Raw genomic sequence first — 22,760 nt, forward strand, 5'->3', positions numbered from 1 at the left:
ACCGGCACAGCGACATTACCATACCTGACAACAGCCGTCACCAACCGAAAGGAGCAAAGAACAAGCAGATGCATCTAATGATACCCGCGGAGTATATCTCCAACGTAATATATGAAGGTCCGCGTGCTGACTCATTGTATGCCGCCGACCAGCGATTGCGACAATTAGCTGACTCAGTTAGAACGACTGCCGAGTCGCTCAACACCACGCTCGACGAGCTGCACGAGAACTGGAAAGGTAGTTCATCGGAATGGATGGCCGACGCGGCTTTGCGGTATCTCGACTGGCTGTCTAAACACTCCCGTCAGATTTTGCGAACCGCCCGCGTGATCGAATCCCTCGTAATGGCCTATGAGGAGACACTTCTGAGGGTGGTACCCCCGGCGACTATCGCCAACAACCGCGAGGAGGTGCGCAGGCTGATCGCGAGCAACGTGGCCGGGGTAAACACTCCAGCAATCGCAGACCTCGAGGCACAATACGAGCAGTACCGGGCCGAAAATATCCAAGCAATGGACCGCTATCTAAGTTGGACCCGATTTGCGCTATCGAAGCTGCCCCGATGGCGGGAGCCGCCGCAGATCCACAGGAGCGGGTAGGTCCAAGAGGCCGGCGCGGTCTTGCAGGCCAGCAACAATGCCGCGGTCGACCAGGCCCATCGCTTCGCTGCTCGCACGACACACCGCGGTTTCAGATGAATCAGGCGTTTCACACCATGGTGAACATGTTGCTGACGTGTTTTGCATGTCAGGAGAAACCGAGATGACGATCAACAACCAGGTGAGCGACGCTGACACCCACGGCGCCACCACCGGCGCCCCTGTCGACCGCCACGTAATTCCCCAGGGGTTGGCGTCACGTAATTCCCCAGGTGTGTGCCTCAGTGGTAGGTCTTAGCGGCCCGTGTGGGCGTTGTCTAGCTGGTGGTGCGGCCGGGTCTCTTGCGGGGTCGGTAGCTGGGTCCGTCCATGAGGATTTGGTGGCTGGTGTTGATGAGCCGATCCAGGAGTGATTCGGCGACGACGGGGTTGGGGAACAGGCCGTACCAGTTATTCGGTGCGCGGTTGCTGGTCAAGATCAGCGGTTTGCCAGTGATGGCGCGGTCGCTGATGAGCTCGTAGAGGTCATCAGCGTGCATGGCGGTGTGCTCACGCATCGCGAAGTCGTCCAGAATGAGCACGAGCGGCTTGGTGTATTCGCGGATGCGTTGGCCCCAGGATCGGTCGGCGTGCCCGCCGGCGAGGTCGGAGAGCATGCGGGAGGTTTTGGCGAAGCGCACGTCGCCGCCGCGGCGGGCCACGGCGTGGACAAGTGCTTGTGCTACATGGGTTTTTCCGACGCCGACCGGGCCGTGGAGGATGACCGATTCGCCGGCATCCAGCCAGCGCAGCGCGGCCAGATCGCGCAACATCGCACCGGGCAGTTTCGGGTTGGCAGTGAAGTCGAAGTCTTCGAAGGTGGCTTGGGCTTCGAACTTGGCGCGGCGTAATCGTCGTGTCAGGGCGGCGGACTCGCGGCGGGCGATCTCGTCTTCACGCAACGCTTGCAGGAATTCCAGATGCCCCAGGTCGCCGTTGCGGGTTTGGGCCAGGCGGGCGTCGAGGGTGTCGAGCATGCCGGACAGTTTCAGGGTACGTAGCGCATTACGCAGCGCCGGATCACAGATAGACATGGATGCTTCTCCTTGAGAATAGCGATGTGGATTGTGTCGGGATGGTTCGGGATTCCGCTGTGAGATCAGGCGACGGGGTGTGTCGGTGCCGAACTGTTCAGGGCCGCGCAGGAACGCCCCAGCGGTGCTTGCCGGACTACTGGTGGTCGGCTCGTTGGCGGCGCGTTCGGTGCCGGCAACAAGGATGCCCTTGATGGTGCGATAGCTCGGGTCGCCGACCTCGATGGCGCGGGCGCAGGCGGCCTCCAGCCGGTCGCAGCCGTGTTTGTCGCGTAGCCCGAGCACGCCTTGGGCCGACCGTAGGTGGTGGATGGCGTTGTCGCGCATGAATTCGGCGATCACTTGCTGGCAGGCTGGGCCGACCAGTTCGGCGGTGTGTCGACACCAGGTCGGGGTGCGCATGTGGAAGGCGATCTTCTCCGGTGGGTAGTGGGAGAAGTCGGTGGAGCGCCCGCTGGGTCGGCGCACATGGGTGGCCACCACATCGTTGCCGGCGAAGATCTGCACCACATCACCGGCGGTGCGCGCGTGCAGGCGTTGCCCGATCAGCCGCCACGGCACGGAATAGAGTGCCTTGCCAACTTTGAGGTGCGTGTCCACCCCGACGGTGCCGATCGACCAGCTGGTGAGTTCAAATGCCCTGGGCGGCAATGCGATCAACGCTTGTTGCTCCACAGCTTCGAACACCCGCAGGGGTTGGGCGCCCTCCAAGGCACGTAAGTACCGAAGCCCGGCCACTTCGGTGCTCCAGGTGACCGCCGCCTGCTGCATCTGGGCCAGCGAATCGAACTCGCGGCCTTTCCAAAACGAGTCCCGCACATAGGTCATCGGCCGCTCCACGCGGGGTTTATCTTTGGGTTTTCTGGCGCGGGCCGGGTCGACCAGCGTGGCGTAGTGGCTGGCCAGCTCGGCGTAGGAGCGGTTGATCTGCGGGTCGTACAGGTCGGGCTTGTCCACCCCGGTCCTGAGGTTGTCACACACTAGCCGCGCCGGCACCCCGTCGAAGAATTCGAATGCGGCGACATGGCAAGCACACCAAGCGGTTTGGTCCATTCGGATGACCGGACGCACGAACAGGTGTCGGGAGAACGCCAGCACCATCACGAACGCCCACACCGCGACCCGGCGCGCGGTGGCCGGGTCGAACCACATGCCCAGCCGCCCGTAATCGATCTGCGCCTCACTACCCGCATCGACCGGTCCGCGCGGCACCGTGACTCTCTCGCGGGCCACCTCCTCGGCGAAATGCGTTGCGATCCAACGCCTCACCGACGACTCCGACGCCGCCACCCCGTGGTCGTCACGCAGCCGTTGGGCTATCGTGGCCACCGTGACATCGGCATCCAGCCAGTCCTTGATCCGATCATGATGCGGCGCGATCAGCGGCCACGTCGACGCCCGCGCCGCCGGATCATTCAGGAAACCACCCGCCGATCAACTCCGCCCACTGCTCGGCGCTCAGCGGCTCCCCACCGGGCTCGATACCGGCGGCGATCGCCGGCGCCGTATATTTGCGGACCGTCTTGCGATCGATGCCCAGCGACTCCGATAACCGGACCTGAGAGCGGCCCGCGTGCCAGTGGGTCAACAACTCGACCAAATCGAGCATCAAGATACTTCTCCTCGCCATCAGCGCCCTTCCATCCGTCAGCCGACGGATGCAGAGCGAACCTTGCAGCAAGGCCCACACCGGGCAGACACACCGCCCATGGTGGGGAATTACGTGACAGCCGGGGTGGGGAATTACGTGACGGACAACCCCTCAAACCTGGGGAAATACGTGACCGCTGACACACAGGTATTGACAATTGCTCATTCAGGCTCAAATTGCCTGTGCCGCATGATGGTTGGCGTTAAAGCGTGAGGACCTGCCGGATGAATTGACGGGAGCGTAGCTGTGACCGCGGTCCCGTCACCCGTGGCAGGAAACAGTTGCAGTGTGTACTATCCGCCCTAGACTGCCGCAGTTCCGGGGGAAGTGAACCTATTGCGCCCGTGCATCACTGCACGGGTATGGGCTTTGGCAGTCGCTTCGCACCATCAACACCGACAGTGCGACAGCACAAACCGACGGCACACCCCTTGCACGGATGCGGGGTGTCTTTGAGAGGGAGCGAAGTAGCCGTGTCTTTTATCTTCACAACCCCCCAGGCACTGGACAACGCGGCTAAGTCCGTGTCGGGGATTCACGATTTGTGGCTCGCGGACAGCAAGACAGCGATCACGGTGGTCAACGCTATTGTGCCCCCCGCTGCCGACCCGGTGTCGAATAGGATGGTGGGGCGCATCCTCGAGCACATGGCGCAGTATCAACAGATCAGCTCTCAAGCCCTAGAGTATCTTCGCGGGTTTAGCCAGGGCTTAGCCGAGAACGCCGAGGCGTATCGGCTCGCCGAAGCCCAAAACAGCACAACCTTCGACTGATCTAGCTAAACACCAAACCAGCACAGCAGACAATGCCATACGCGACAACAACCGTCACCAACCGAAAGGAGCACGGAACAAACAGATGCCTTTCACATTGACACCAGCGCACCAGATCTCCTACCAAATGTATGCCGGCCCCGGTGCTGACTCAATGCGCGCAGCCTCCCAGCAGTTACGAGAATTGGCTTTCTCAGCTGATACGACGGCCGACTCGCTCAACGACACGCTCTTCGACCTAGATGATACCTGGATAGGTGGGTCGTCGGCGTTCATGACCGACGCGGCTTTGCGTTATCTCAAATGGCTGTCTAAACACTCCAAACGGCTTTGGCAAACCGCCAACACCATCCACCACCTCGCGAACACCTATGAGGATATACGTCAGCGGGTGGTACCCCCGGCGGCCATCGAAGACAACCGCGAGGAGGTGCGCAGGCTGATCGCGAGCGACATAACCGGGGAAAACGCTCCGGCAATCGCAGAACTCGACGAACAATATCAGTCGTACGGGGACACCAATGTGCAAGCAATGAACCTCTATGCAGAGCGCGCGCAGACTCTGCTATCGCAGCTGCCCCGGTGGCAGGAGCCGCCGCAGATCCACCAGAGGGGTAGGGGCGGGTAGGTCCCGGAGGCTGGCGCGGTCTTGCGCCCACCAGATGAATCAGGCGTTTCACATGATGCTGACCTGTTTTGCACGTCAGGAGAAACCGAGATGACGATCAACAACCAGTTTGACGACGCCGACACCCACGGCGCCACCAGTGACTTTTGGTGCGACGCCGAGTGGGCGGGCCTGCGCGGTCCGGTGGCCGCCGGCTTGGGCCGGGCAGCCTTGGTCGGCTACTTGTCGGTGCCACAGGGCTGGACCGAGGCCAACCAGGCCAACCTGGCCGCAGGGACCGAAGCCGAGCCAAACCAGGCGTTGGGCTGGCTGCCGATGCAGGACATCGACGCCGCCGCGGAGGCCGCGGCCCAGCCAAGCCACGCGTTGGGCTGGCTGCCGATCGAGGAAATCGACGCCGCCGCAAGCGATGACGGCGAGGTCAGCAGCTCACCCCAGCTCCCACCACGGCCTTTTATGATGCCCCACACCCCATCGGGCGGATAGCGGCTACCGGCCCTCAACGGCCGGCATCACCCGCTGCAGCCGCAGTCGCTGGGAGCCGCGGCGCCCCGGGTGATGGTGGCCACAACGTCGTGCAGTTCGGCAGGTAGCGGGTCGGCAGCGGTGCGGGTCTGGTTTCCTGAGCGGATGGTCACGGTGCGGTAGCGGTGTAGGGTTTGAACGAATGTCTTGATGGCCCAATCGGTTTGGTGTTCGACCCAGTGGCTACCGGCCAGGGCGGCAAACCACGATGCTCCGATGGGCCTCGATCGACTGGCGTTTGTGGTGATAGATCGCCCGGACCTACAGGTCGTGCGTGGACATCGGCAAGCTCAACTCGATGCGCCACAGCCGAGAAGGCCGTCGCCGGCGAGGTCTTCGTTAAACGCAACCGGTTCATCGCGCTCACCGGCGACACCAAAACCATCAACCGCGTCCCTGGTAGGAAACAGTTGCAGTGTGTACTATCCGCCCTAGACTGCCACCGTTCCGGGGGAAGTTAACCTATTGCGCCCGTGCATCACTGCACGGGTATGGGCTTTGGCAGTCGCTTCGCACCATCAACGCCGACAGTGCGACAGCGCACACCGACGGTACATGGCTAGACCCCTTGTGCGCGGGGTTTGTTTGAGAGGGAGCGAAGTAGGCGTGTCTTTGGATATGCACAACCCCCCAGGCACTGGACACAGCGGCTTAGCTCAGGCCACCGAGTGTCTCCGCCGGTTTGGGCAGGGGCCAAGGCCAGGGCAGGCAGGGGCCCCGGCCCAGCAACGCGCCGGCGCTACCTGACTGCTCTCGCGCGCCTCGCAGGAAACAGTTGCAGAGGGTACTATCTGCCCTAGACTGCCGCAGTTCCGGGGGAAGTGAACCTATTGCGCCCGTGCATCACTGCACGGGTATGGGCTTTGGCGGTCGCTTCGCACCATCAACGCCGACAGTGCGGACAGCGCAAACCGACGGCACACCCCTTGCACGGATGTGGGGTGTTTTTGAGATGGAGCGAAAGTAGGCGTGTCTTTTATTTTCACAACCCCCCAGGCATTGGACAACGCGGCTAAGTCCGTGTCGGGGATTCACGATTTGTGGCGCAAAGGACGCTAAGGCATCGATCCCGGTGGTCAACGCTATTTGAGCCCCCCGCTTCCGACCCGGTGTCGAATAGGGATGAGGCCGCTCCTCCGCCAGCACATGAGGCAGTATCACCAGATCAGCTTTCCGGCCATAGAGCATCGTCACCGGGTTAGGCATGGTTTAGGCAGCGCTTAGCTGAGAACGCCGAGGCGTGTCGGCTCGCCGAGGCCCAAAACAGCACAACCTTGCACTGATCTAGCTGAAGACCAAACCGGCACAGCAGACATTGCCATACGCGACAACAGCCGTCATCAACCGAAAGGAGCAAAGAACAAACAGATGCATCCAATGATACCAGCGGAGTATATCTCCAACATAATATATGAAGGTCCGGGTGCTGACTCATTGTCTGCCGCCGCCGAGCAATTGCGACTAATGTATAACTCAGCTAACATGACGGCTAAGTCGCTCACCGACAGGCTCGGCGAGCTGCAGGAGAACTGGAAAGGTAGTTCGTCGGACTTGTTGGCCGACGCGGCTGGGCGGTATCTCGACTGGCTGACTAAACACTCTCGTCAAATTCTGGAAACCGCCTACGTGATCGACTTCCTCGCATACGTCTATGAGGAGACACGTCACAAGGTGGTACCCCCGGCGACTATCGCCAACAACCGCGAGGAGGTGCACAGGCTGATCGCGAGCAACGTGGCCGGGGTAAACACTCCAGCAATCGCAGACCTCGATGCACAATACGACCAGTACCGGGCCCAAAATATCGCTGTCATGAACGACTATCAAAGTACCGCCCGGTTTATCCTAGCGTATCTGCCCCGATGGCAGGAGCCGCCGCAGATCTACGGGGGCGGGGGCGGGTAGGTCCAGAAGGCCGGGGCGGAACCTGTCAACATTTCTGAGACACGATTTTCGGGGATTTATTGAGTCGGCTGGTCCTCCTTCGGTGGTGGGTTGATCGCGCTGAAGGCCGGTAGCGCGGGTGGCTCGGGTGGTTTGCGAACGAATCCGCTCGAGGTGGTCTCGGTAGGCGGTGTCCAGAACGGTGGCGCGGTGCCGGCGGATCTGATCGGCGCGGCCGTAGTGCACGTCGGCGGGCGTGTGCAGTCCGATGCCGGAATGCTTGTGTTCGTGGTTGTACCAGCCGAAGAACCGGTCGCAGTGCACCCGGGCCGCCTCGATCGACTCGAACCGTTTCGGGAAGTCGGGCCGGTACTTGAGGGTCTTGAACTGGGCCTCAGACAACGGGTTGTCGTTGCTGGTGTGCGGGCGTGAGTGCGACTTGGTGACACCGAGGTCGGCCAGCAGCAGTGCCACCGGTTTGGAGCTCATCGACGAGCCGCGGTCGGCGTGCAGGGTCAGCTGGTCGGCGCTGATGTGCTGGGCGGCAAGGGTTTGCGCGATCAGCCGCTCGGCCAAGACCTTCGACTCACGCGAGGCCACCATCCACCCGACCACGTAGCGGGAGAAGATGTCGAGGATCACATACAGGTAGTAATAGCTCCACTTTGCTGGGCCACGCAGCTTGGTGATATCCCACGACCACACCGAATTCGGCTGATGAGCAACCAACTCTGGCTTCACCGCAGCCGGGTGGGTGGCCTGGCGGCGGCGATCACCGGTCTGGCCGCGCTCACGCAGCAGCCGATACATCGTGGACTCGCTGCACAGGTAGATGCCCTCGTCGAGCAGCGTGGCATATACCACCGCCGGCGCCATGTCAGCGAAGCGCTGCGAGTTCAGCACCGCCAGTACGTGCTCACGTTCGGCCGCACTCAGCGCCCGCGGCTGCGCGCTCTCCCGCGGTCCCGACGGGTCGGTCACCGCCGTGCTGGTGAACGTATCCGATTGTGCCGACAACCGTTTCGAGTGGGCCCGGTAGTAGGAGGCCGGCGCACGACCGGTCGCCGCACACGCGGCCCGAACCCCGATCAACGGGATCATCTCCTCGATGGCCGTGTCGATCACGCTCAGCGCTCACTCTCGCACATCGCCGCGCTGTCGGCTCAGAGCCTCTCCAAGAGCGCGGACAGTTCCCCCTGCACACGGATCACCTCGCGTGCGGTGTCGAGCTCGGCGCGCAGCCACGCGATCTCGGCGTCAGCGGCATTGGCGCCGGCCTTGCCCGGCTTGGGGCCCCGCCGCGCCGACAGCGCCGCCAACGCCCCCCGATCACGCTGATGGCGCTATTCGGTCAGCAACGACGAATACAGGTTCTCCCGCCGCAAGATCGCACCCCTTTCCGTGCGATCGGCGCGGTCATACTCATCAAGGATCGCCAGCTTGTACTTCACGGTGAACGTACGCCGCTGCGCCCGCTCAGGCACCTGAGGATCAGGCACCTCGTCCACGGTGACCGACGAACCCCGTCGGCCAGTACCAGCCCTATTAGTCAACCTCGTTCTCTTCGTACTCGCCCTCAGGCTCAGTAAACATCTCCACTCGCAGTGTCTCACTCAAGGTTGACAGAGAGGGTCGGCGACGCGGTCCCACTGAGCGCCGACCTCCTCAGGGTCGGTGTGGGCGAAAATCGTCTTGACCGCCACGGTCACCGCCGGGGCGTGTTTGGCCGCTACCGCGGTGTACAGGTTTCGCATGAAATGCACCCGGCAACGCTGCCACGACGCCCCACTGAACTGTTGTGCCACAGCGGCTTTCAGCCCAGCATGGGCATCGGAGATCACCAGATGCACCCCGGTCAGCCCACGCGCTTTCAGTGAGGCCAAAAACTCACGCCAGAACTCGTAAGACTCGCTGTCACCCACAGCGGTGCCCAACACTTCGCGGGTGCCGTCGATGGACACCCCGGTGGCCACCACCAGAGCCTGAGACACCACGTGCGCCCCGACACGCACCTTGCAGAAGGTCGCATCGCAGAACACATACGGGAACTCGGTGTGGGTCAAGCTGCGGGTCCGAAACGCCTCGATCTCGGTGTCCAGACCGGCGCAGATGCGTGAGACCTCGGATTTAGACACCCCGGCCTGCACGCCCATCGCGGCCACCAGATCATCGACACTGCGCGTCGACACCCCGTGCACGTAGGCCTCCATGATCACCGCGTGCAACGCTTTATCGATGCGGCGGCGCCGCTCCAAAAGCGACGGGAAGAACGAACCGGCCCGCAGCTTGGGGATCTGCACCTCGATATCGCCGGCCGTGGTCGACACTGTCTTGGGCCGGTGCCCATTGCGGTGCACGATGCGCCCATCGGAGCGCTCGTAGCGGCCTGCACCGATCGCCTCGGTGGCTTCGGCCTCGATCAACGCCTGCAACCCGGCACGGATCAGCTCGGCAAACACCGCCGAGGCATCAGCAGCTTCACTCGCGTTACGGACCGCTCAGTTGCTTCCCCCAACGGGGCTTTCGACGCTGGGCTTCGACCCTGCCCGTTTCCAAACCAAGCGGCCAGCCTGCTACCGGGCCTCCTGACAGCTACCCGGACCGGACTCCCACCGGCAGGCGACGACGAGCTTTGATCAGGTCATGACCTAAGACATCACCTCCTGATCACTGGGCGCACCGGCTGCAGTACTAGTGCGCGAAATGCTGTGCGTCGAAGTGGCCACCCGGCTTGACCTTGTCCAGGGCAGCCAACGCGGTGACCGCGTCGTCGTGCAGGGCCCGCGCCAGGTCGGCGGAGAGTCCTTCCCGAACCACGATCCGCAGCACCGCCACGTCGGTGGCGTTGTCCGGCATGGTGTAGGCGGGCACCTGCCACCCGAAGGTCCGCAGCTCATGGGAGACGTCGAACTCCGTGTACCCGCGGTCGCCGGCGAGCCGGAAGCTGACCACCGGGATCGCCGAACCATCCGAGATCACCTCGCAATGATCCACCTCGCGCAGCTGGTCACCCAGCCACCGGGCGGTGTGCGACAGCGCCTGCATCACCTTGGTATAGCCGTCGCGCCCCAGCCGCAGGAAGTTGTAGTACTGGCCCACCACCTGGTTACCGGGACGGGAGAAGTTCAGGGTGAAGGTCGGCATGTCGCCGCCGAGGTAGTTGACCCGGAAAACCAGATCCTCCGGCAGGTGCTCGGGCCCGCGCCACACGACAAACCCGACGCCGGGATAGGTCAGCCCATACTTGTGGCCGCTGACGTTGATCGACACCACGCGGGGCAGCCGAAAATCCCATACCAGGTCCGGATGCAAAAACGGCACCACAAAGCCCCCACTGGCCGCGTCGACGTGTACCGGGACGTCCACACCCCCGCCAGCCGCCAGTTTGTCCAGCGCGGCGCAGGTCTCGGCGATGGGTTCGAGTTCACCGGTATAGGTGGTGCCCAAGATCGCCACCACGCCGATGGTGTTCTCGTCGACGGCGGCGAGCACCTGCTCGGGGGTGATGACGTAGCGGCCCCGCTCCATCGGCAGGTAACGGGGTTCGACGTCGAAGTAGCGGCAGAACTTCTCCCACACCACCTGGACGTTCGAACCCATCACCAGATTGGGCATGCGCCCCTTCCAAGACCCCACCCGTTGCCGCCAACGCCATTTCAGGGCCAGCCCACCCAGCATCACCGCCTCGCTGGAGCCGATGGTGGACACCCCGGTGGCGCTGGTGGGGTCGTGGTCGCGCAGACCCTCGGCGTGAAACAGGTCGGCGACCATGGACACACAGCGCGCCTCGATGGCCGCGGTCGCCGGGTATTCGTCCTTATCGATCATGTTCTTGTCGAACGTCTCGGCCATCAGCTTTTCGGCCTCCGGGTCCATCCAGGTGGTCACGAAGGTGGCCAGATTCAGCCGCGAGCTACCGTCGAGCATCAGCTCGTCGTGGATGAAGCGATAGGCCGCCTCGGGATCCATCGACTCATCGGGCATCCGCAGCGCCGGCACCGGTGCGGTGAACATCCGACCGGTGTAGGCCGGAGCGATCGAATGCGCGGGCACGGACGGGTGACTGCGAGACACGGCGGATCCTTTCCGGGCTTGTTGCGGACTGGCAGGACTACAGGGCAGCCAGAGCGGCCCGAATGTGGCCGCTGATGCGCGACGCCGACGTGGGCGCATCGCCGGGGCCGGGATCGGCGGCCGCGGCCGCCGCCGCCCGGGCGTGCACGAACGCCGCGGCCGCGGCCGCCTCCCCAGACGGCAATCCCGACGCCAGCAGCGCACCGATCATCCCGGACAGCACGTCACCGGACCCGGCGGTGGCCGCCCAGGACTGGCCGGCCGGATTGAGATAGACCGGGCCGCCGGGATCGGCGATGACGGTGACATTGCCCTTGAGCAGCACGGTGGCGCCCAGCGCGTCGGCCAGCTGGCGGCAGGCCCCCACGCGGTCGTCACCGGGCGGCGCCCCGGCCAGCCGGGCGAACTCACCGGCGTGCGGCGTCAAGACCGTCGGGGCGTTGCGGCCCGCCACCAGATCGGGGTGGTCCGCCAGCATGGTCAGCCCGTCGGCGTCGACCAACACCGGCAGGTCGGTGTCCAGCGCGAACCACAACGCGGCGGCCCCGGCTTCGTCGGTGCCCAGGCCCGGCCCGACGACCCAGGCCTGCACCCGCCCGGCCGCCGCCGGGGTGGGCGAGGCGATGACCTCCGGCCAGTGCGCGAGGACTTCCGCATGGGCGGTCCCGGCGTAGCGGACCATGCCGGAGGTGGCGGCGACGGCCGCCCCGGTGCACAGCACGGCCGCACCCGGATACGTCGACGACCCGGCCAGCACGCCGGTCACGCCCTGGGTGTATTTGTCGTCGCGGGGACCGGGCACCGGCCAGCGCGCGGCCACGTCGGTAGCCTCGAAACCCAACACGTCGGTGTGCGCCAGGTCCAGCCCGATATCGACAAGGACGACGCGGCCGCAGTCGGCCAGCGCGTGCACCGGTTTGAGCCCGCCAAAGGTGACGGTCAGCGCGGCGTGCACGGCGGGGCCGGTGATCGCCCCGGTCGCCACATCGATGCCGCTGGGGATGTCGACGGCGACCACCGGTATGGCGGCGGCCTGAACCGCGGCGAACACCTGCGCGGCCGCCGGTCGCAGCGGCCCCGAGCCGGAGATGCCGACCACCCCGTCGATGACGAGATCGGTCGCCGCCGAGACACTCTCGACGAGGCGACCCCCGGATTTGGTGAACGCCGCCAGCGCCTTGCGATGCGTGCGGTCCGGGTTGAGCAGCACCGCGTCGGCGGCGGCGCCGCGGCGTCGCAGGAACGTCGCCGCCCACAGCGCGTCGCCACCGTTGTCGCCGGATCCGACGACCGCGCACACCCGGCGGCCGACCACCCCACCCGTGCGAGCGGTCAACTCACGGCCGATCTCGGTGGCCAGCCCGAAGGCCGCGCGTCGCATCAGCGCACCGTCGGGCAGGCTGGCCAACAGGGGCGCCTCAGCCGCGCGGATGGTGTCGACAGAGTAGTAGTGGCGCATCTCAGGCCCGCCGTCCTAGGGTGCCGCGCCTGTGCAGCAGACTTTTGATTCTGGCCGGATTCCACAGCCGACCGTCGCGTTCCCGGGCCATCGGATAGAACAGCAGACCAATCAGGATGGACGCGAAGTGACCGACCGCGGTGAAGTCCAGCTCGGCTTTGTCCATCGCGATCAGCGGAAAACCAAAGATGACCAGCAGCACCCCGAGATAGCCCCAGCGCCACGGTTTGGCGATGTGATAGGTCAATACCGCCATCACACCGACCAGGAAGTAGCTGACCCCGATATCACGAGCGTGCACCATCCTTTCGGAGGCGTCTCGGTGCTGGATCGCCAGATAGAGCAGGCCTTCGCTCAAATAGGTGGCACCGATGTGAGCGGTCAATCCCACGGTGAGCCAACGCAAGTGGCCGAGCCAATGCTCGGCGGGCGCTAGGAACAGGGTGAACAGCAGCAGGTACGGTTCCAAATTCCGGCCGTCGATCCACAACAGGCTGGAAAACAGCACCTCGAGCGGATCGCGCCCCAACTCGGCGATGTTGGTGGACCGGTGCAGGAGCACGAAATGCAGCTGGCTCCCGGTGAGATTGTTCTGGATGATCGTGGTGATCACCAACACGACCAGCCAGGCATAGGTCAACGGGGCGTTGCTGACGAAGTGCCACACCGCGAGCGCCCACGATCGCAGCCGTGCCACCACCGATGCGTCCGCCACGGGTCAACACTTACATGGTTTCGTCGACGTCAGGCTTCAGGTGCCACCACCAGCAGAGGATATACAGCACCATCGAGGTCACCAATGCGACGACCACCCAGAGTACGACCGTGACGTCGATCCAAAATCCGATTGGGGGCGCGTCGGGAAGCGCATTGCGCAGCGGTATCACCGCAAAAAGCATTGCCGCATACCACGTTGTCATCGGCGGCTGGAATTGCCGCCGGCCACGTGCGGTTTGAACCGCAACGAACAGGCCCACCCCGGCCAGCGCGATCAACACACCGACGATGACGGTGCCGAATGCCACGCTGCTCGGCGATCGGTGCAACCCCACTCGGTACGGGGCAGGCACATTGGCGTCGCCGACACCGGAAATGTCGACGTTCCAGCCCGGAAGCCGGTCGACGAATGTCACCGACACACGTTCCGGCGCGTGCGCGGCTCCGCGGTAGAGCTGGACCGTGATCGGCCCCGAACGGTAGTGGTCGAACGGCCAATTCGCGGGATCCCCGGAGATGGTCAGCGGGACGGGAAAGACGCCGGGCAGCGAACCACTCGACCAGGTGCGCTTGGTAGGCGTTACCACGGATGTGACCGTGACGGTGAGGTCGTCCTTGAGGCCCTGGGTTTGCGAATCCAGCAGCTCAGTCCCAGGTGACACGGCGAGGTTGGCAACCAGCACGCCCTTGATCGTCTGAAGCTGCTCGACGTGCAGGGTCACCGTGGTCCCGTCGGCCGTCGGCCGACCGTGGGCGACTTCATGAGGTCGGCCGAGGCCGGTGCTGTGATACAACGCGATCACGGTGACGTAGGCCGCAATCACGAGCACCAAACCGACAACGACTCTCAGGATGCGTCCCAACTCGCTACCCGCCCACTTGTGCGTTCCGGCCCGGAAATTGTAACCGCGGGACCCCTCCGTCAGCGGATGCCACCGCCAGGCCACGTGATTGTGCGACAGCCGCCACCTTCCTGTGGTAGGTGATCATCGCCGTCAACTCCGCACCCAACGTCTCCGCGGTCGCCACGTGGATCGCGTCGAGTGTCTTGGGCCGCCAGGTCCCGTACCGTGAGCCACCTCGACTATTCGACGGTGACGGACTTGGCCAGATTCCGCGGCTTGTCGACATCGTAGCCGCGGGCGCGCGCCACCGAAGCCGCGAACACCTGAAGCGGAATGGTTGATAGCAGCGGCTGCAATAGCGTTGACACCGCTGGGATTTCGATCAGGTGATCGGCGTAGGGGCGCACCGTTTCGTCGCCCTCCTCGGCGATCACGATGGTCACCGCACCGCGGGTCTGGATTTCACGGATGTTGGACAGCAGCTTGGCGTGCAGCGTGGCCGACCCCTTGGGTGAGGGCATGACGACGATGACCGGTAGGCCGTCTTCGATCAGCGCGATCGGGCCGTGCTTGAGCTCGCCGGCCGCGAAACCCTCGGCGTGCATGTAGGCCAACTCCTTGAGTTTGAGTGCACCCTCCAGCGCCACCGGATAGCCGACATGGCGACCCAGGAACAGCACGGTCGACGACTGGGCGAACCGGTGGGCCAGCTCGGCCACCGGTCCGGTCGCCGCGATCACCCGGGCCACCAGGTCCGGCATCGCTTCCAGTTCGTGGTACTCGCGCTCGACCTCGTCGGGGTATTTGGTGCCGCGGGCCTGCGCCAAGGCAAGGCCGAGCAGATAGTTGGCAGCAATCTGCGCCAGAAACGTTTTTGTGGACGCCACACCGATCTCCGGGCCGGCGCGGGTGTAGAGCACCGCGTCGCACTCGCGCGGGATCTGCGAGCCGTTGGTGTTGCAGATCGCCAGCACCTTGGCTTTCTGCTCCTTGGCGTGTCGGACCGCTTCCAGCGTGTCGGCGGTTTCCCCGGACTGCGAGATCGCCACCACCAAGGTGCTACGGTCCAACACCGGATCCCGATACCGAAACTCGCTGGCGAGTTCCACTTCCACGGGCAGCCGCGTCCAGTGCTCGATCGCGTACTTGGCCAGCAGCCCGGAGTGATATGCGGTACCGCAGGCCACCACGAACACCTTGTCGATCTCGCGCAGTTCCTGGTCGCTCAACCGCTGCTCGTCGAGCACGATCCGGCCACCCACGAAGTGTCCGAGCAAGGTGTCGGCCACCGCGGCGGGCTGCTCGGCGATCTCCTTGAGCATGAAGTACTCGTAGCCGCCCTTTTCGGCGGCAGCCAGATCCCAGTCGATGTGGAAGGGGCGGAAATCGCGCCCAGCTTGTAGGCCATCGTTGCCGTCGAAATCGCTGATCCGGTAGCCGTCGGCGGTGATCACCACCGCCTGGTCCTGGCCGAGCTCGACCGCTTCCCGGGTGTGCTCGATAAACGCGGCCACGTCGGAACCGACGAACATCTCGTTGTCGCCGATGCCCAGCACCAGGGGCGTGGAACGGCGGGCCGCCACGAGGGTGCCGGGGTCGTCGGCATTGGCGAACACGAGCGTGAAATGCCCCTCAAGCCGGCGCAGCACGGCAAGTACGGAGCCGACGAAGTCATCGGCCGTCTCGCCGTGCCGATACGCCCGCGCCACCAGGTGCGCCGCGACCTCGGTATCGGTGTCGCTGGCAAACTCGACACCGGCAGTCTCCAGCTCCCGGCGCAAGACGGCGAAGTTCTCGATGATGCCGTTGTGGACGACGGCGATCTTGCCGGCAGCGTCGCGGTGCGGGTGCGCGTTGCGGTCGGTGGGACGACCGTGGGTGGCCCAGCGGGTGTGGCCCAGGCCGGTAGTACCGGACAGCGCCGTGGACGGCATTTCCGCCACGGCTTCCTCGAGGTTGGCCAGCCGGCCCGCACGCCGGCGCACGGTGAGTGTGCCACCGTCGACCAGCGCGATGCCCGACGAGTCGTAGCCGCGGTACTCCATCCGGCGCAGCGCGTCCATGACGACGACGTAGGCGGGGCGCCGCCCGACGTAACCGACAATTCCGCACACAGCAGACCAGGGTAGTGCAGCATGGTCGGTAGGGCAGTCCCGTCGCCCAACCGACGCTATCGTCGAGTTTGGCCACCGCGCACGAAAGGCCAACACTTGTCCAACCCATATGCCCAGCACCAGCTGAAGCTCATCAGGCACACGGGTGCGCTGATCCTGTGGCAGCAACGCACCTACGTGGTCTCCGGGACGCGCGAGCAATGCGAAGCGGCGTACAAGTCGGCGCAGACCTACAACCTGCTCGTTGGTTGGTGGAGTTTGGTGTCGCTCCTCGCGATGAACTGGATCGCGCTGATTTCCAACTTCAATGCGATTCGGCGGGTGCGAGCCGCCGCCGACGGGGCGTCCGTTCCCCACGGCCCGCACGCCATCGCCCATCCAGCCGTTCCCCGGGGACCCATACCGGCGGGCTGGTATCCAGACCCGTCCGGGGCGGGACTGCGTTACTGGGACGGTGCGACGTGGACCCACTGGACCCATCCGCCACGTCACCGCTAACGTCGACGGGTGCCCCGGATCCGCAAGCTCGTCGCCGCCCTGCACCGCCGGGGACCACACCGTGTTTTGCGCGGTGACCTGGCTTTTGCCGGCCTACCCGGGGTGGTGTACACCCCCGAGGCGGGGCTGCACCTTCCCGGTGTCGCCTTCGGCCACGACTGGCTCACCGGCACCTCTCGCTATTCGGGTCTATTGGAGCATTTGGCGTCATGGGGCATCGTGGCCGCCGCCCCCGACAGCGAGCGCGGACTGGCCCCATCGGTCCTGAATCTGGCCTTCGATCTGGGCGTTGCCCTCGACATCGTGGCCGGTGTCCGCCTTGGGCCTGGAAAAATCAGCGTGCACCCCGCCAAGCTCGGGCTGGTGGGCCATGGTTTCGGTGGCTCGGCCGCCGTGTTCGCCGCCGCCGGCTTGACCGGCACGCACGTCAAGTCCGTGGCGGCGATATTCCCGACGGTGACCAATCCGGCCGCGGAGCAGCCAGCCGCGACCCTAGACGTTCCGGGACTGATTCTGACCGCACCTGGCGATCCGAAGACGCTGACCTCCAACGCCCTCGGGCTATCCCGGGCTTGGGATAAGGCCACCCTACGCATCGTCAGCAAAGCCCGAGCCGGTGGTCTGGTTGAGGGCAGACGACTGACGAAGGTGTTGGGGCTCCCAGGCCCACACCGCCGGACGCAGCGTTCGGTCCGGGCGCTGCTGACCGGGTACCTGTTGTACACGCTCGGCGGCGACAAGACTTATCGCAGGTTCGCCGATCCAGACCTGCAGCTGCCCAAGACGGACCCGATCGACCCTGAAGCGCCGCCGATCACCCCGGGGGAGAAGATCGTGACGCTGTTGAAGTAGCGCGGGACACCCCGACCCGTCACGGCCCCGCCTGCGGAAGCTCGTCGGCGGCGATCTCACAGGGGGTGGCTCCCTCGGACAGCGCTTCCGGCGAAGGCCCATTCGCCGGTTCCGGCGCACCCGGCGGCGCCGGCGCAGCGACCGGAGGCGGTGGTTCGGCGACCGGAGGCGCGGCAGGCGGCGGCGGTTCGGCGACCGGCGGCAGCGTGGCCTCCTCGGCGACATCCTGGGCACGTTCAGCGGGCACCGATTCGTCGGCGTCGTCGACCTCGTCTGCTTCGTCGGGCTCTGTTGCTTCCTTCGGCTCCGCTGCCTCGTCGGCCTCTTCCGGGTGGGCATCGTCGCCGTCATCAGCGTTGTCGGCCGCGTCTTCAGCGAACGGATCGACGGCACCCGGCGGATTGTCAGCTGCCAACGGATCCCCCAGCTGTTCGGCCACCGAACCCAGCAGGCTATCCACCGCATCGACGATCCGGTTGGCAAGCCCGGCAAGCCCGGCAAACCCGCCCAGACCGCCGGTGCCGCCGGCATCGCCGAAACCACCGGCGCTGCCAACACCCGCCGGCGTCGCGGAACCATCACCTGGCGCCGATCCAAAATCCGACGGCGTCACTGGCCGCGAGGTCACGGCCGGCACCGGATCCGGCGGGGGAAGAGCGGCCGCGGGCGTAATCGCTGCCGTCGCGCTCGGTTGAGCCGGCACCGATGCCGGAGAAGGTTGGCGACCGGGCCCGAGATCGTCCGGAATCTCGAAGTGCGCGCGCGGCGCGCTGGCCAGCTGATCGGTGACCGCATCATACGACGCCGCCACACCGGCCGTTGTCGATCGCATCGTGGTCAGCCAGTCGTTGCGAACATCGTCGTCCACGTAGGGCTGTATCTGTTGGCGAACCACTTCGACGGCCGTCGGCCGATCTGCCCCCTCCGTCGTGAGCGCTTCGGCCGCAGCCAACCATGCCGGCCGCTGCGCCAGGGCACGCTCGTCGATCGCAATGGCCGTCGCGACTTTGGAGTCCACCAGCTGCCAGAGGTTGTCGCGCAGCGATTCGCAGCGTTGGGCCGCGGCACGGACTTCGGTGACCACCGAATTTCCAGTCTCACAGTGACGCTGCACAAAGTGCACCGCCGCGTCGGCCCCCGATCCCGTCCATGCCGCTGCCAAGACGGCGACCTGGCTACGCTCCATCCGCAGCGCCTCCATGAGCACACTGGCGGCAGCCCGCAGCTGCGCGCAGTCAGCGTCGAGCGCGTGCAGGTCAAGTCCGTCTTCGCTGCCGTACCAGTCGTGGATCTGGGCAGGGTAGGCGGTCAGGTCGGGATGTTGGTAGCCCACCAGGTGGCAAGCCCGCACGTAGCTTTGCGTGTGCTCGGCTGCGGGCCTGCCCTCGGCGAGACGCTCAGCGACGTTCAACCGGTCAGCCACCCTCACCCGATCCGCGCCGCCGCGCACAGGTCGGCCTCGGCGTAGCGGTTGGCGCCCGCCCGCAACGCAAACGCGATCTGCACAGCCGCCCGGGACCACACTGACAACTCGCCGGCCAACCGGTCTAGCCTGCAGCGCAACGCATCGCCACGCGAGGCGTGCCCCCGGCCCGCGCAGGCTCCGCCAAAAGCCAGCCTCGTCAGGTGATTGCCGATGGCGTCATCGATGAGTTCGGCGGCGGCGCTGAACCGGTCGGCAACCGCGTATACCGCTGCTATGTCTATGCCGGCGCTGTTTACGCTATCGGGTCTCATGCCTATTCGGACGCCCCGCGCCGCGTCGGGGTTCCAGCATTTCCGGTTCAGCGCGCGGTGCTCACCGCGTCGGCGACCGTGGCCGCCAGCCGCTGGGCGACGCCCTCGTCGGCTGCCTCCACCATCACCCGAATCATCGGCTCAGTTCCGGACGGGCGCAAGAGGATTCGACCCGTGTCACCCAGCTCGGCCGCGGCCTGCTCGACCGCCGTTCGGACCGAGGGCGCCGCGGCGGCGGTGGCCTTGTCGACAACCTCGACGTTGATCAGCACCTGCGGCAACGTCCGCATCGCCGACGCCAGGTCGGACAACGACGAGCCGGTCTGCACCATGCGGGTCATCAACCGCAGCCCGGTGACGATGCCGTCACCGGTGGAGCCCAGCGCCGGCATGACGATGTGGCCGGATTGTTCGCCTCCGAGGCTGTAGTCACCGGCCCGCAGCTCTTCGAGGACGTAGCGGTCACCGACGGCGGTTGTACGCACGGTGACGCCGGCCGAGCGCATGGCTAGGTGCAGCCCGAGGTTACTCATCACGGTGGCCACCAATGTGTTGCAGGCCAACTCACCGGCCTCTTTCATTGCCAGCGCCAGCACCACCATGATGGCGTCACCGTCGACGAGGTCACCGTTGGCGTCGACGGCCAGGCACCGATCGGCGTCTCCATCATGGGCCAGGCCCAGGTCGGCCCGATGGGCGAGCACCGCTGCCCGCAGCGGGTCAAGGTGAGTCGATCCACAGCCGTCGTTGATGTTGCGTCCGTTGGGTTCGGCGTTGATCGCGATAACCCGGGCACCGGCCGCTCGGTAGGCGCGCGGAGCCGCCGACGACGCGGCCCCATGAGCGCAGTCGACCACCACGGCCAGGTCATCGAGCCGGGCGGTGGCGGCCTTGGCCACGTGGCGCAGGTAGCGTTCGGTCGCATCCTCGGCGTCGATAACGCGGCCAATCCCCGCGCCGGCCGGCCGCAACCCGGGTCCGCGGGAGACGCCGAGGACCAGATCCTCGATCTGATCCTCGGTGTCGTCATCTAATTTGTGGCCGCCGGGCCCGAAGATTTTGATGCCGTTATCGGGCATCGGGTTATGCGACGCCGAGATCATCACCCCGAAGTCGGCGTCGTAGGCGCCGGTCAGATAGGCCACCGCGGGGGTCGGCAACACCCCGACCCGCAGCGCGTCGACGCCCTCACTGGTCAGGCCGGCGATCACGGCGGCCTCCAGCATCTCGCCGCTGGCCCGCGGATCGCGGCCAAGCACCGCGACTCGCCGACCCGGTGCGCCCGACCTCGACAATCGTCGCGCCGCCGCGGCGCCCAGTGCCAGGGCCAGTTCCGCGGTCAACTCGCGATTGGCGACACCGCGCACACCATCGGTGCCAAACAGTCGACCCATACGGACAACCTTTCACAGTTGACGGCTGCGCACATATCCACTCTTGGCAGCGAATATGCCTGTTGGTTCACCGACACGCCGACGAGCGCACACAAACATGCACGCTTGTCGCCCGAAAGTGATGTCAGCGCTTGCTGTACTGGGGCGCCTTGCGGGCCTTCTTCAGGCCGTACTTCTTGCGCTCGGTGGCGCGTGGATCACGGGTCAAGAAGCCGGCCTTCTTCAGCGCGGGCCGGTCCTCCGGCGATACCAGAATCAATGCCCGGGCGATACCCAGGCGCAGCGCGCCGGCCTGACCCGACGGGCCGCCGCCGCCCAGGTGGGCAAAGATGTCGAAACTTTCCACCCGATCCACGGTGACCAGGGGTGCCTTGATCAACTGCTGGTGCACCTTGTTTGGGAAGTAGTCCTCCAAGCTGCGGCCGTTGAGGTCGAACTTGCCGGTGCCGGGCACCAGCCGCACTCGTACCACGGCCTCCTTACGGCGCCCAACGGTCTGGATGGGCCGCTCCAACACGAACGATTGTGCGGGCCCGGCCGGGGTCGCCGGGGTTTGCGGGGCTGGGGTGGTTTCGGTCATTGCGCCACCTGCTTGAGCTCGTACGGAACCGGCTGCTGAGCGCTGTGCGGATGCTCCGGGCCGGCGTAGACGCGAAGCTTGCGCTGGATCTGGCGGCTGAGCCTGTTCTTGGGCAACATGCCGAGGATCGCCTTTTCCACCACGCGGTCGGGGTGGCGTTGCATTAGCTCACCGATGGTGCGCTTGTGCAGGCCGCCGGGATACCCCGAGTGCCGGTAAACCATCTTGTGCTGCAGTTTGTCGCCGCTGATGGCGACCTTGTCGGCGTTGATCACGATGACGAAGTCACCGCCATCGACATTGGGGGCGAACGTCGGCTTGTGCTTGCCGCGCAGCAGGTTGGCCGCCGCGACGGCAAGGCGGCCAAGCACCACGTCCGTGGCGTCGATGACGTACCACGATCGCGTGGTGTCACCCGCCTTGGGCGCGTACGTGGGCACAGCGCTTACCTTCTTTTCTCTCGGGTGGATCCCGGGGTGCCCCGGGCGCCGGTCAGGCGTGAACGGCGGGTTGGTCTCGGCGACCGACATTGACCCGAGGTCCCGGCGTACCGCACGCCAACCGAGCAGCTTACCGACGAGCATCCACGCAGGTCAAAATGACTGTGTGGTCCCGACGGCTCTCCCCCGTCGGGACCACACAGGGGTCTGTTGCGCGCTCCGGGGCCCGGAACTAGCGTGCCCAAGCTCCAGCCGCCCGCCGGTCGGCATGCGCCACGTCGTCGGCACCGTGGCGAACCGCGTTTCCCAAGTCGATCAGGATCTCGTTGAGCGCGCTGGCCGCCTGGTGCCACTTGAGTTGCTCCGCGTGGTAGGCGGCGGCCGCTTCCCGTGTCCAGAGCTGCTGCAACGGCGCGATCTGCGACCTCAGCTCTTGCAGCGCAGCGTTGAAACGGGCCGCGGTGGTGTGGATCTCCTGACGAACGGAGTATTCGATGGCGTCAAAGTTGTACGACAACACGGGGTCTGCGTTCATAGTCGAGGCTGATCCTCGGTCTATAGGTCGCCGCCGGCGGCGGCGATGTGGCGGGCATGGATTTGGCCGGCTTCCCGCAGCGCGGCCTCGTTGTGGCGGATGGTGTCGGCGATCGCGTGCAGGACGTGGTAGAGCCGCGTCGACTCGGCGTTCCAGCGATCCACCACATCCTGGAACCGAGCGGCCGCGAGCCCACCCCACACCGACGGCGGCACACCGCTCATGCGGCCGATGAATGCCTGCAGCATCGCACGGATTTCCTCATTGCGGGCGTCCGTGATACCCGCAACCGAACGCATCAGGTCAAAGTCGGCGTTCAGCGTGTTCGGTGTGCTCACATCAAGTAGGACCGCCGCCAACCTCGTCTGGTTCCCTCCGATCC

Annotated in this window: 24 protein-coding genes and 3 pseudogenes; 7 read left to right on the forward strand and 20 right to left on the reverse strand. The window is 65.4% G+C overall.

Annotated elements, in window-relative coordinates:
- Nucleotides 1-68: 68 nt before the first annotated feature.
- Nucleotides 69-599, forward strand: a complete 531-nt coding sequence (locus FF952_RS18065) for a PPE family protein (RefSeq protein WP_003418122.1) — start codon at nt 69-71, stop codon at nt 597-599.
- A 317-nt stretch (nt 600-916) separates the two neighbouring features.
- Here the strand turns inward: FF952_RS18065 and istB are convergent, their stop codons facing one another.
- On the reverse strand, nt 917-1,672 hold the full coding sequence (gene istB, locus FF952_RS18070; RefSeq protein ID WP_003418125.1) for an IS21-like element ISMt2 family helper ATPase IstB: 756 nt from the start codon (nt 1,670-1,672) through the stop codon (nt 917-919).
- A gap of 69 nt (nt 1,673-1,741) precedes the next feature.
- Nucleotides 1,742-3,281, reverse strand: a pseudogene (gene istA, locus FF952_RS18075) (IS21-like element ISMt2 family transposase); the annotation flags it as partial.
- 515 nt (nt 3,282-3,796) lie between these two features.
- Here istA and FF952_RS18080 point away from each other — a divergent pair.
- The 3 genes from FF952_RS18080 to FF952_RS18090 all read left to right on the forward strand — a co-directional run bounded on the left by FF952_RS18080 (nt 3,797) and on the right by FF952_RS18090 (nt 5,210).
- Entirely contained in the window at nt 3,797-4,096 is a 300-nt protein-coding gene (locus tag FF952_RS18080) for a PE family protein (RefSeq protein ID WP_003901635.1), read from the forward strand.
- Nucleotides 4,097-4,181: 85 nt separating this feature from the next.
- Nucleotides 4,182-4,724 (forward strand): PPE family protein, encoded by a 543-nt coding sequence (locus FF952_RS18085; protein ID WP_003418141.1) that lies wholly within the window; start codon nt 4,182-4,184, stop codon nt 4,722-4,724.
- A 90-nt stretch (nt 4,725-4,814) separates the two neighbouring features.
- A complete protein-coding gene (locus tag FF952_RS18090) occupies nt 4,815-5,210 on the forward strand; it encodes a PE/PPE C-terminal domain-containing protein (RefSeq protein ID WP_003418146.1) in 396 nt (131 codons plus the stop codon).
- A gap of 26 nt (nt 5,211-5,236) precedes the next feature.
- Here FF952_RS18090 and FF952_RS21025 read toward each other — a convergent pair whose 3' ends face one another.
- Nucleotides 5,237-5,362 carry a hypothetical protein gene (locus tag FF952_RS21025; RefSeq protein WP_009940399.1) on the reverse strand — a complete coding sequence of 42 codons (126 nt, stop codon included), beginning with the start codon at nt 5,360-5,362 and terminating at the stop codon, nt 5,237-5,239.
- Between the two features lie 730 nt (nt 5,363-6,092).
- On the reverse strand, nt 6,093-6,455 hold the full coding sequence (locus FF952_RS18100) for a hypothetical protein (protein WP_003904310.1): 363 nt from the start codon (nt 6,453-6,455) through the stop codon (nt 6,093-6,095).
- 162 nt (nt 6,456-6,617) lie between these two features.
- Between FF952_RS18100 and FF952_RS18105 the strand changes: the two genes are divergently transcribed.
- On the forward strand, nt 6,618-7,154 hold the full coding sequence (locus FF952_RS18105) for a PPE family protein (protein ID WP_003904315.1): 537 nt from the start codon (nt 6,618-6,620) through the stop codon (nt 7,152-7,154).
- A 56-nt stretch (nt 7,155-7,210) separates the two neighbouring features.
- Here FF952_RS18105 and FF952_RS18110 read toward each other — a convergent pair.
- From FF952_RS18110 to glmS, 9 genes and pseudogenes are all read right to left on the reverse strand, one after another.
- Nucleotides 7,211-8,246 (reverse strand): annotated as a pseudogene (locus FF952_RS18110) (IS3 family transposase); the annotation flags it as partial.
- 50 nt (nt 8,247-8,296) lie between these two features.
- The gene (locus tag FF952_RS18115; RefSeq protein WP_003418266.1) at nt 8,297-8,452 is read right to left on the reverse strand and encodes a hypothetical protein; all 156 of its coding nucleotides are present in this window, start codon (nt 8,450-8,452) and stop codon (nt 8,297-8,299) included.
- A 24-nt stretch (nt 8,453-8,476) separates the two neighbouring features.
- Nucleotides 8,477-8,632, reverse strand: a complete 156-nt coding sequence (locus FF952_RS18120) for a hypothetical protein (RefSeq protein WP_003917789.1) — start codon at nt 8,630-8,632, stop codon at nt 8,477-8,479.
- Nucleotides 8,633-8,758: 126 nt separating this feature from the next.
- Nucleotides 8,759-9,607 (reverse strand): annotated as a pseudogene (locus tag FF952_RS18125) (IS256 family transposase); the annotation flags it as partial.
- A gap of 217 nt (nt 9,608-9,824) precedes the next feature.
- The gene (gene gad / locus FF952_RS18130) at nt 9,825-11,207 is read right to left on the reverse strand and encodes a glutamate decarboxylase (protein WP_003904318.1); all 1,383 of its coding nucleotides are present in this window, start codon (nt 11,205-11,207) and stop codon (nt 9,825-9,827) included.
- A gap of 37 nt (nt 11,208-11,244) precedes the next feature.
- Nucleotides 11,245-12,666 (reverse strand): NAD(P)H-hydrate dehydratase, encoded by a 1,422-nt coding sequence (locus FF952_RS18135; protein WP_003418280.1) that lies wholly within the window; start codon nt 12,664-12,666, stop codon nt 11,245-11,247.
- Nucleotide 12,667: 1 nt separating this feature from the next.
- Nucleotides 12,668-13,381, reverse strand: coding sequence for a rhomboid-like protein (locus tag FF952_RS18140; protein WP_049955737.1), 714 nt, complete (start codon nt 13,379-13,381; stop codon nt 12,668-12,670).
- A 10-nt stretch (nt 13,382-13,391) separates the two neighbouring features.
- Entirely contained in the window at nt 13,392-14,246 is an 855-nt protein-coding gene (locus FF952_RS18145) for a DUF4436 domain-containing protein (protein WP_003901640.1), read from the reverse strand.
- 221 nt (nt 14,247-14,467) lie between these two features.
- Nucleotides 14,468-16,342, reverse strand: coding sequence for a glutamine--fructose-6-phosphate transaminase (isomerizing) (glmS, locus tag FF952_RS18150; RefSeq protein WP_003418289.1), 1,875 nt, complete (start codon nt 16,340-16,342; stop codon nt 14,468-14,470).
- 21 nt (nt 16,343-16,363) lie between these two features.
- Here glmS and FF952_RS18155 point away from each other — a divergent pair, with 21 nt between their 5' ends.
- Nucleotides 16,364-16,840: a DUF2510 domain-containing protein gene (locus tag FF952_RS18155; protein WP_003900057.1), complete on the forward strand. Its 477-nt coding sequence runs from the start codon at nt 16,364-16,366 to the stop codon at nt 16,838-16,840.
- 9 nt (nt 16,841-16,849) lie between these two features.
- Nucleotides 16,850-17,692, forward strand: coding sequence for a dienelactone hydrolase family protein (locus FF952_RS18160; protein WP_003418298.1), 843 nt, complete (start codon nt 16,850-16,852; stop codon nt 17,690-17,692).
- Between the two features lie 19 nt (nt 17,693-17,711).
- Here the strand turns inward: FF952_RS18160 and FF952_RS18165 are convergent, their stop codons facing one another.
- From FF952_RS18165 to esxU, 7 genes are all read right to left on the reverse strand, one after another.
- The gene (locus tag FF952_RS18165) at nt 17,712-19,115 is read right to left on the reverse strand and encodes a hypothetical protein (RefSeq protein ID WP_003418300.1); all 1,404 of its coding nucleotides are present in this window, start codon (nt 19,113-19,115) and stop codon (nt 17,712-17,714) included.
- Between the two features lie 2 nt (nt 19,116-19,117).
- Nucleotides 19,118-19,429: a hypothetical protein gene (locus FF952_RS18170; protein WP_003418301.1), complete on the reverse strand. Its 312-nt coding sequence runs from the start codon at nt 19,427-19,429 to the stop codon at nt 19,118-19,120.
- Nucleotides 19,430-19,476: 47 nt separating this feature from the next.
- Nucleotides 19,477-20,823, reverse strand: coding sequence for a phosphoglucosamine mutase (glmM, locus tag FF952_RS18175; RefSeq protein WP_003418304.1), 1,347 nt, complete (start codon nt 20,821-20,823; stop codon nt 19,477-19,479).
- Between the two features lie 124 nt (nt 20,824-20,947).
- Entirely contained in the window at nt 20,948-21,403 is a 456-nt protein-coding gene (rpsI, locus tag FF952_RS18180) for a 30S ribosomal protein S9 (RefSeq protein ID WP_003904323.1), read from the reverse strand.
- Complete coding sequence (gene rplM, locus FF952_RS18185) at nt 21,400-21,843, reverse strand: 50S ribosomal protein L13 (RefSeq protein WP_003418312.1); 444 nt, start codon at nt 21,841-21,843, stop codon at nt 21,400-21,402. The genes rpsI and rplM overlap by 4 nt, the downstream gene beginning before the upstream one ends.
- Nucleotides 21,844-22,075: 232 nt before the next feature.
- Nucleotides 22,076-22,378 carry a WXG100 family type VII secretion target gene (locus FF952_RS18190; protein ID WP_003900059.1) on the reverse strand — a complete coding sequence of 101 codons (303 nt, stop codon included), beginning with the start codon at nt 22,376-22,378 and terminating at the stop codon, nt 22,076-22,078.
- Between the two features lie 20 nt (nt 22,379-22,398).
- Nucleotides 22,399-22,716, reverse strand: coding sequence for a type VII secretion system ESX-4 protein EsxU (gene esxU / locus FF952_RS18195; protein ID WP_003900060.1), 318 nt, complete (start codon nt 22,714-22,716; stop codon nt 22,399-22,401).
- Between the last annotated feature and the right edge of the window lie 44 nt (nt 22,717-22,760).

It is taken from the genome of Mycobacterium tuberculosis complex sp. N0072, assembly GCF_030323725.1.
In the GTDB taxonomy this organism is placed as follows: domain Bacteria; phylum Actinomycetota; class Actinomycetes; order Mycobacteriales; family Mycobacteriaceae; genus Mycobacterium; species Mycobacterium tuberculosis.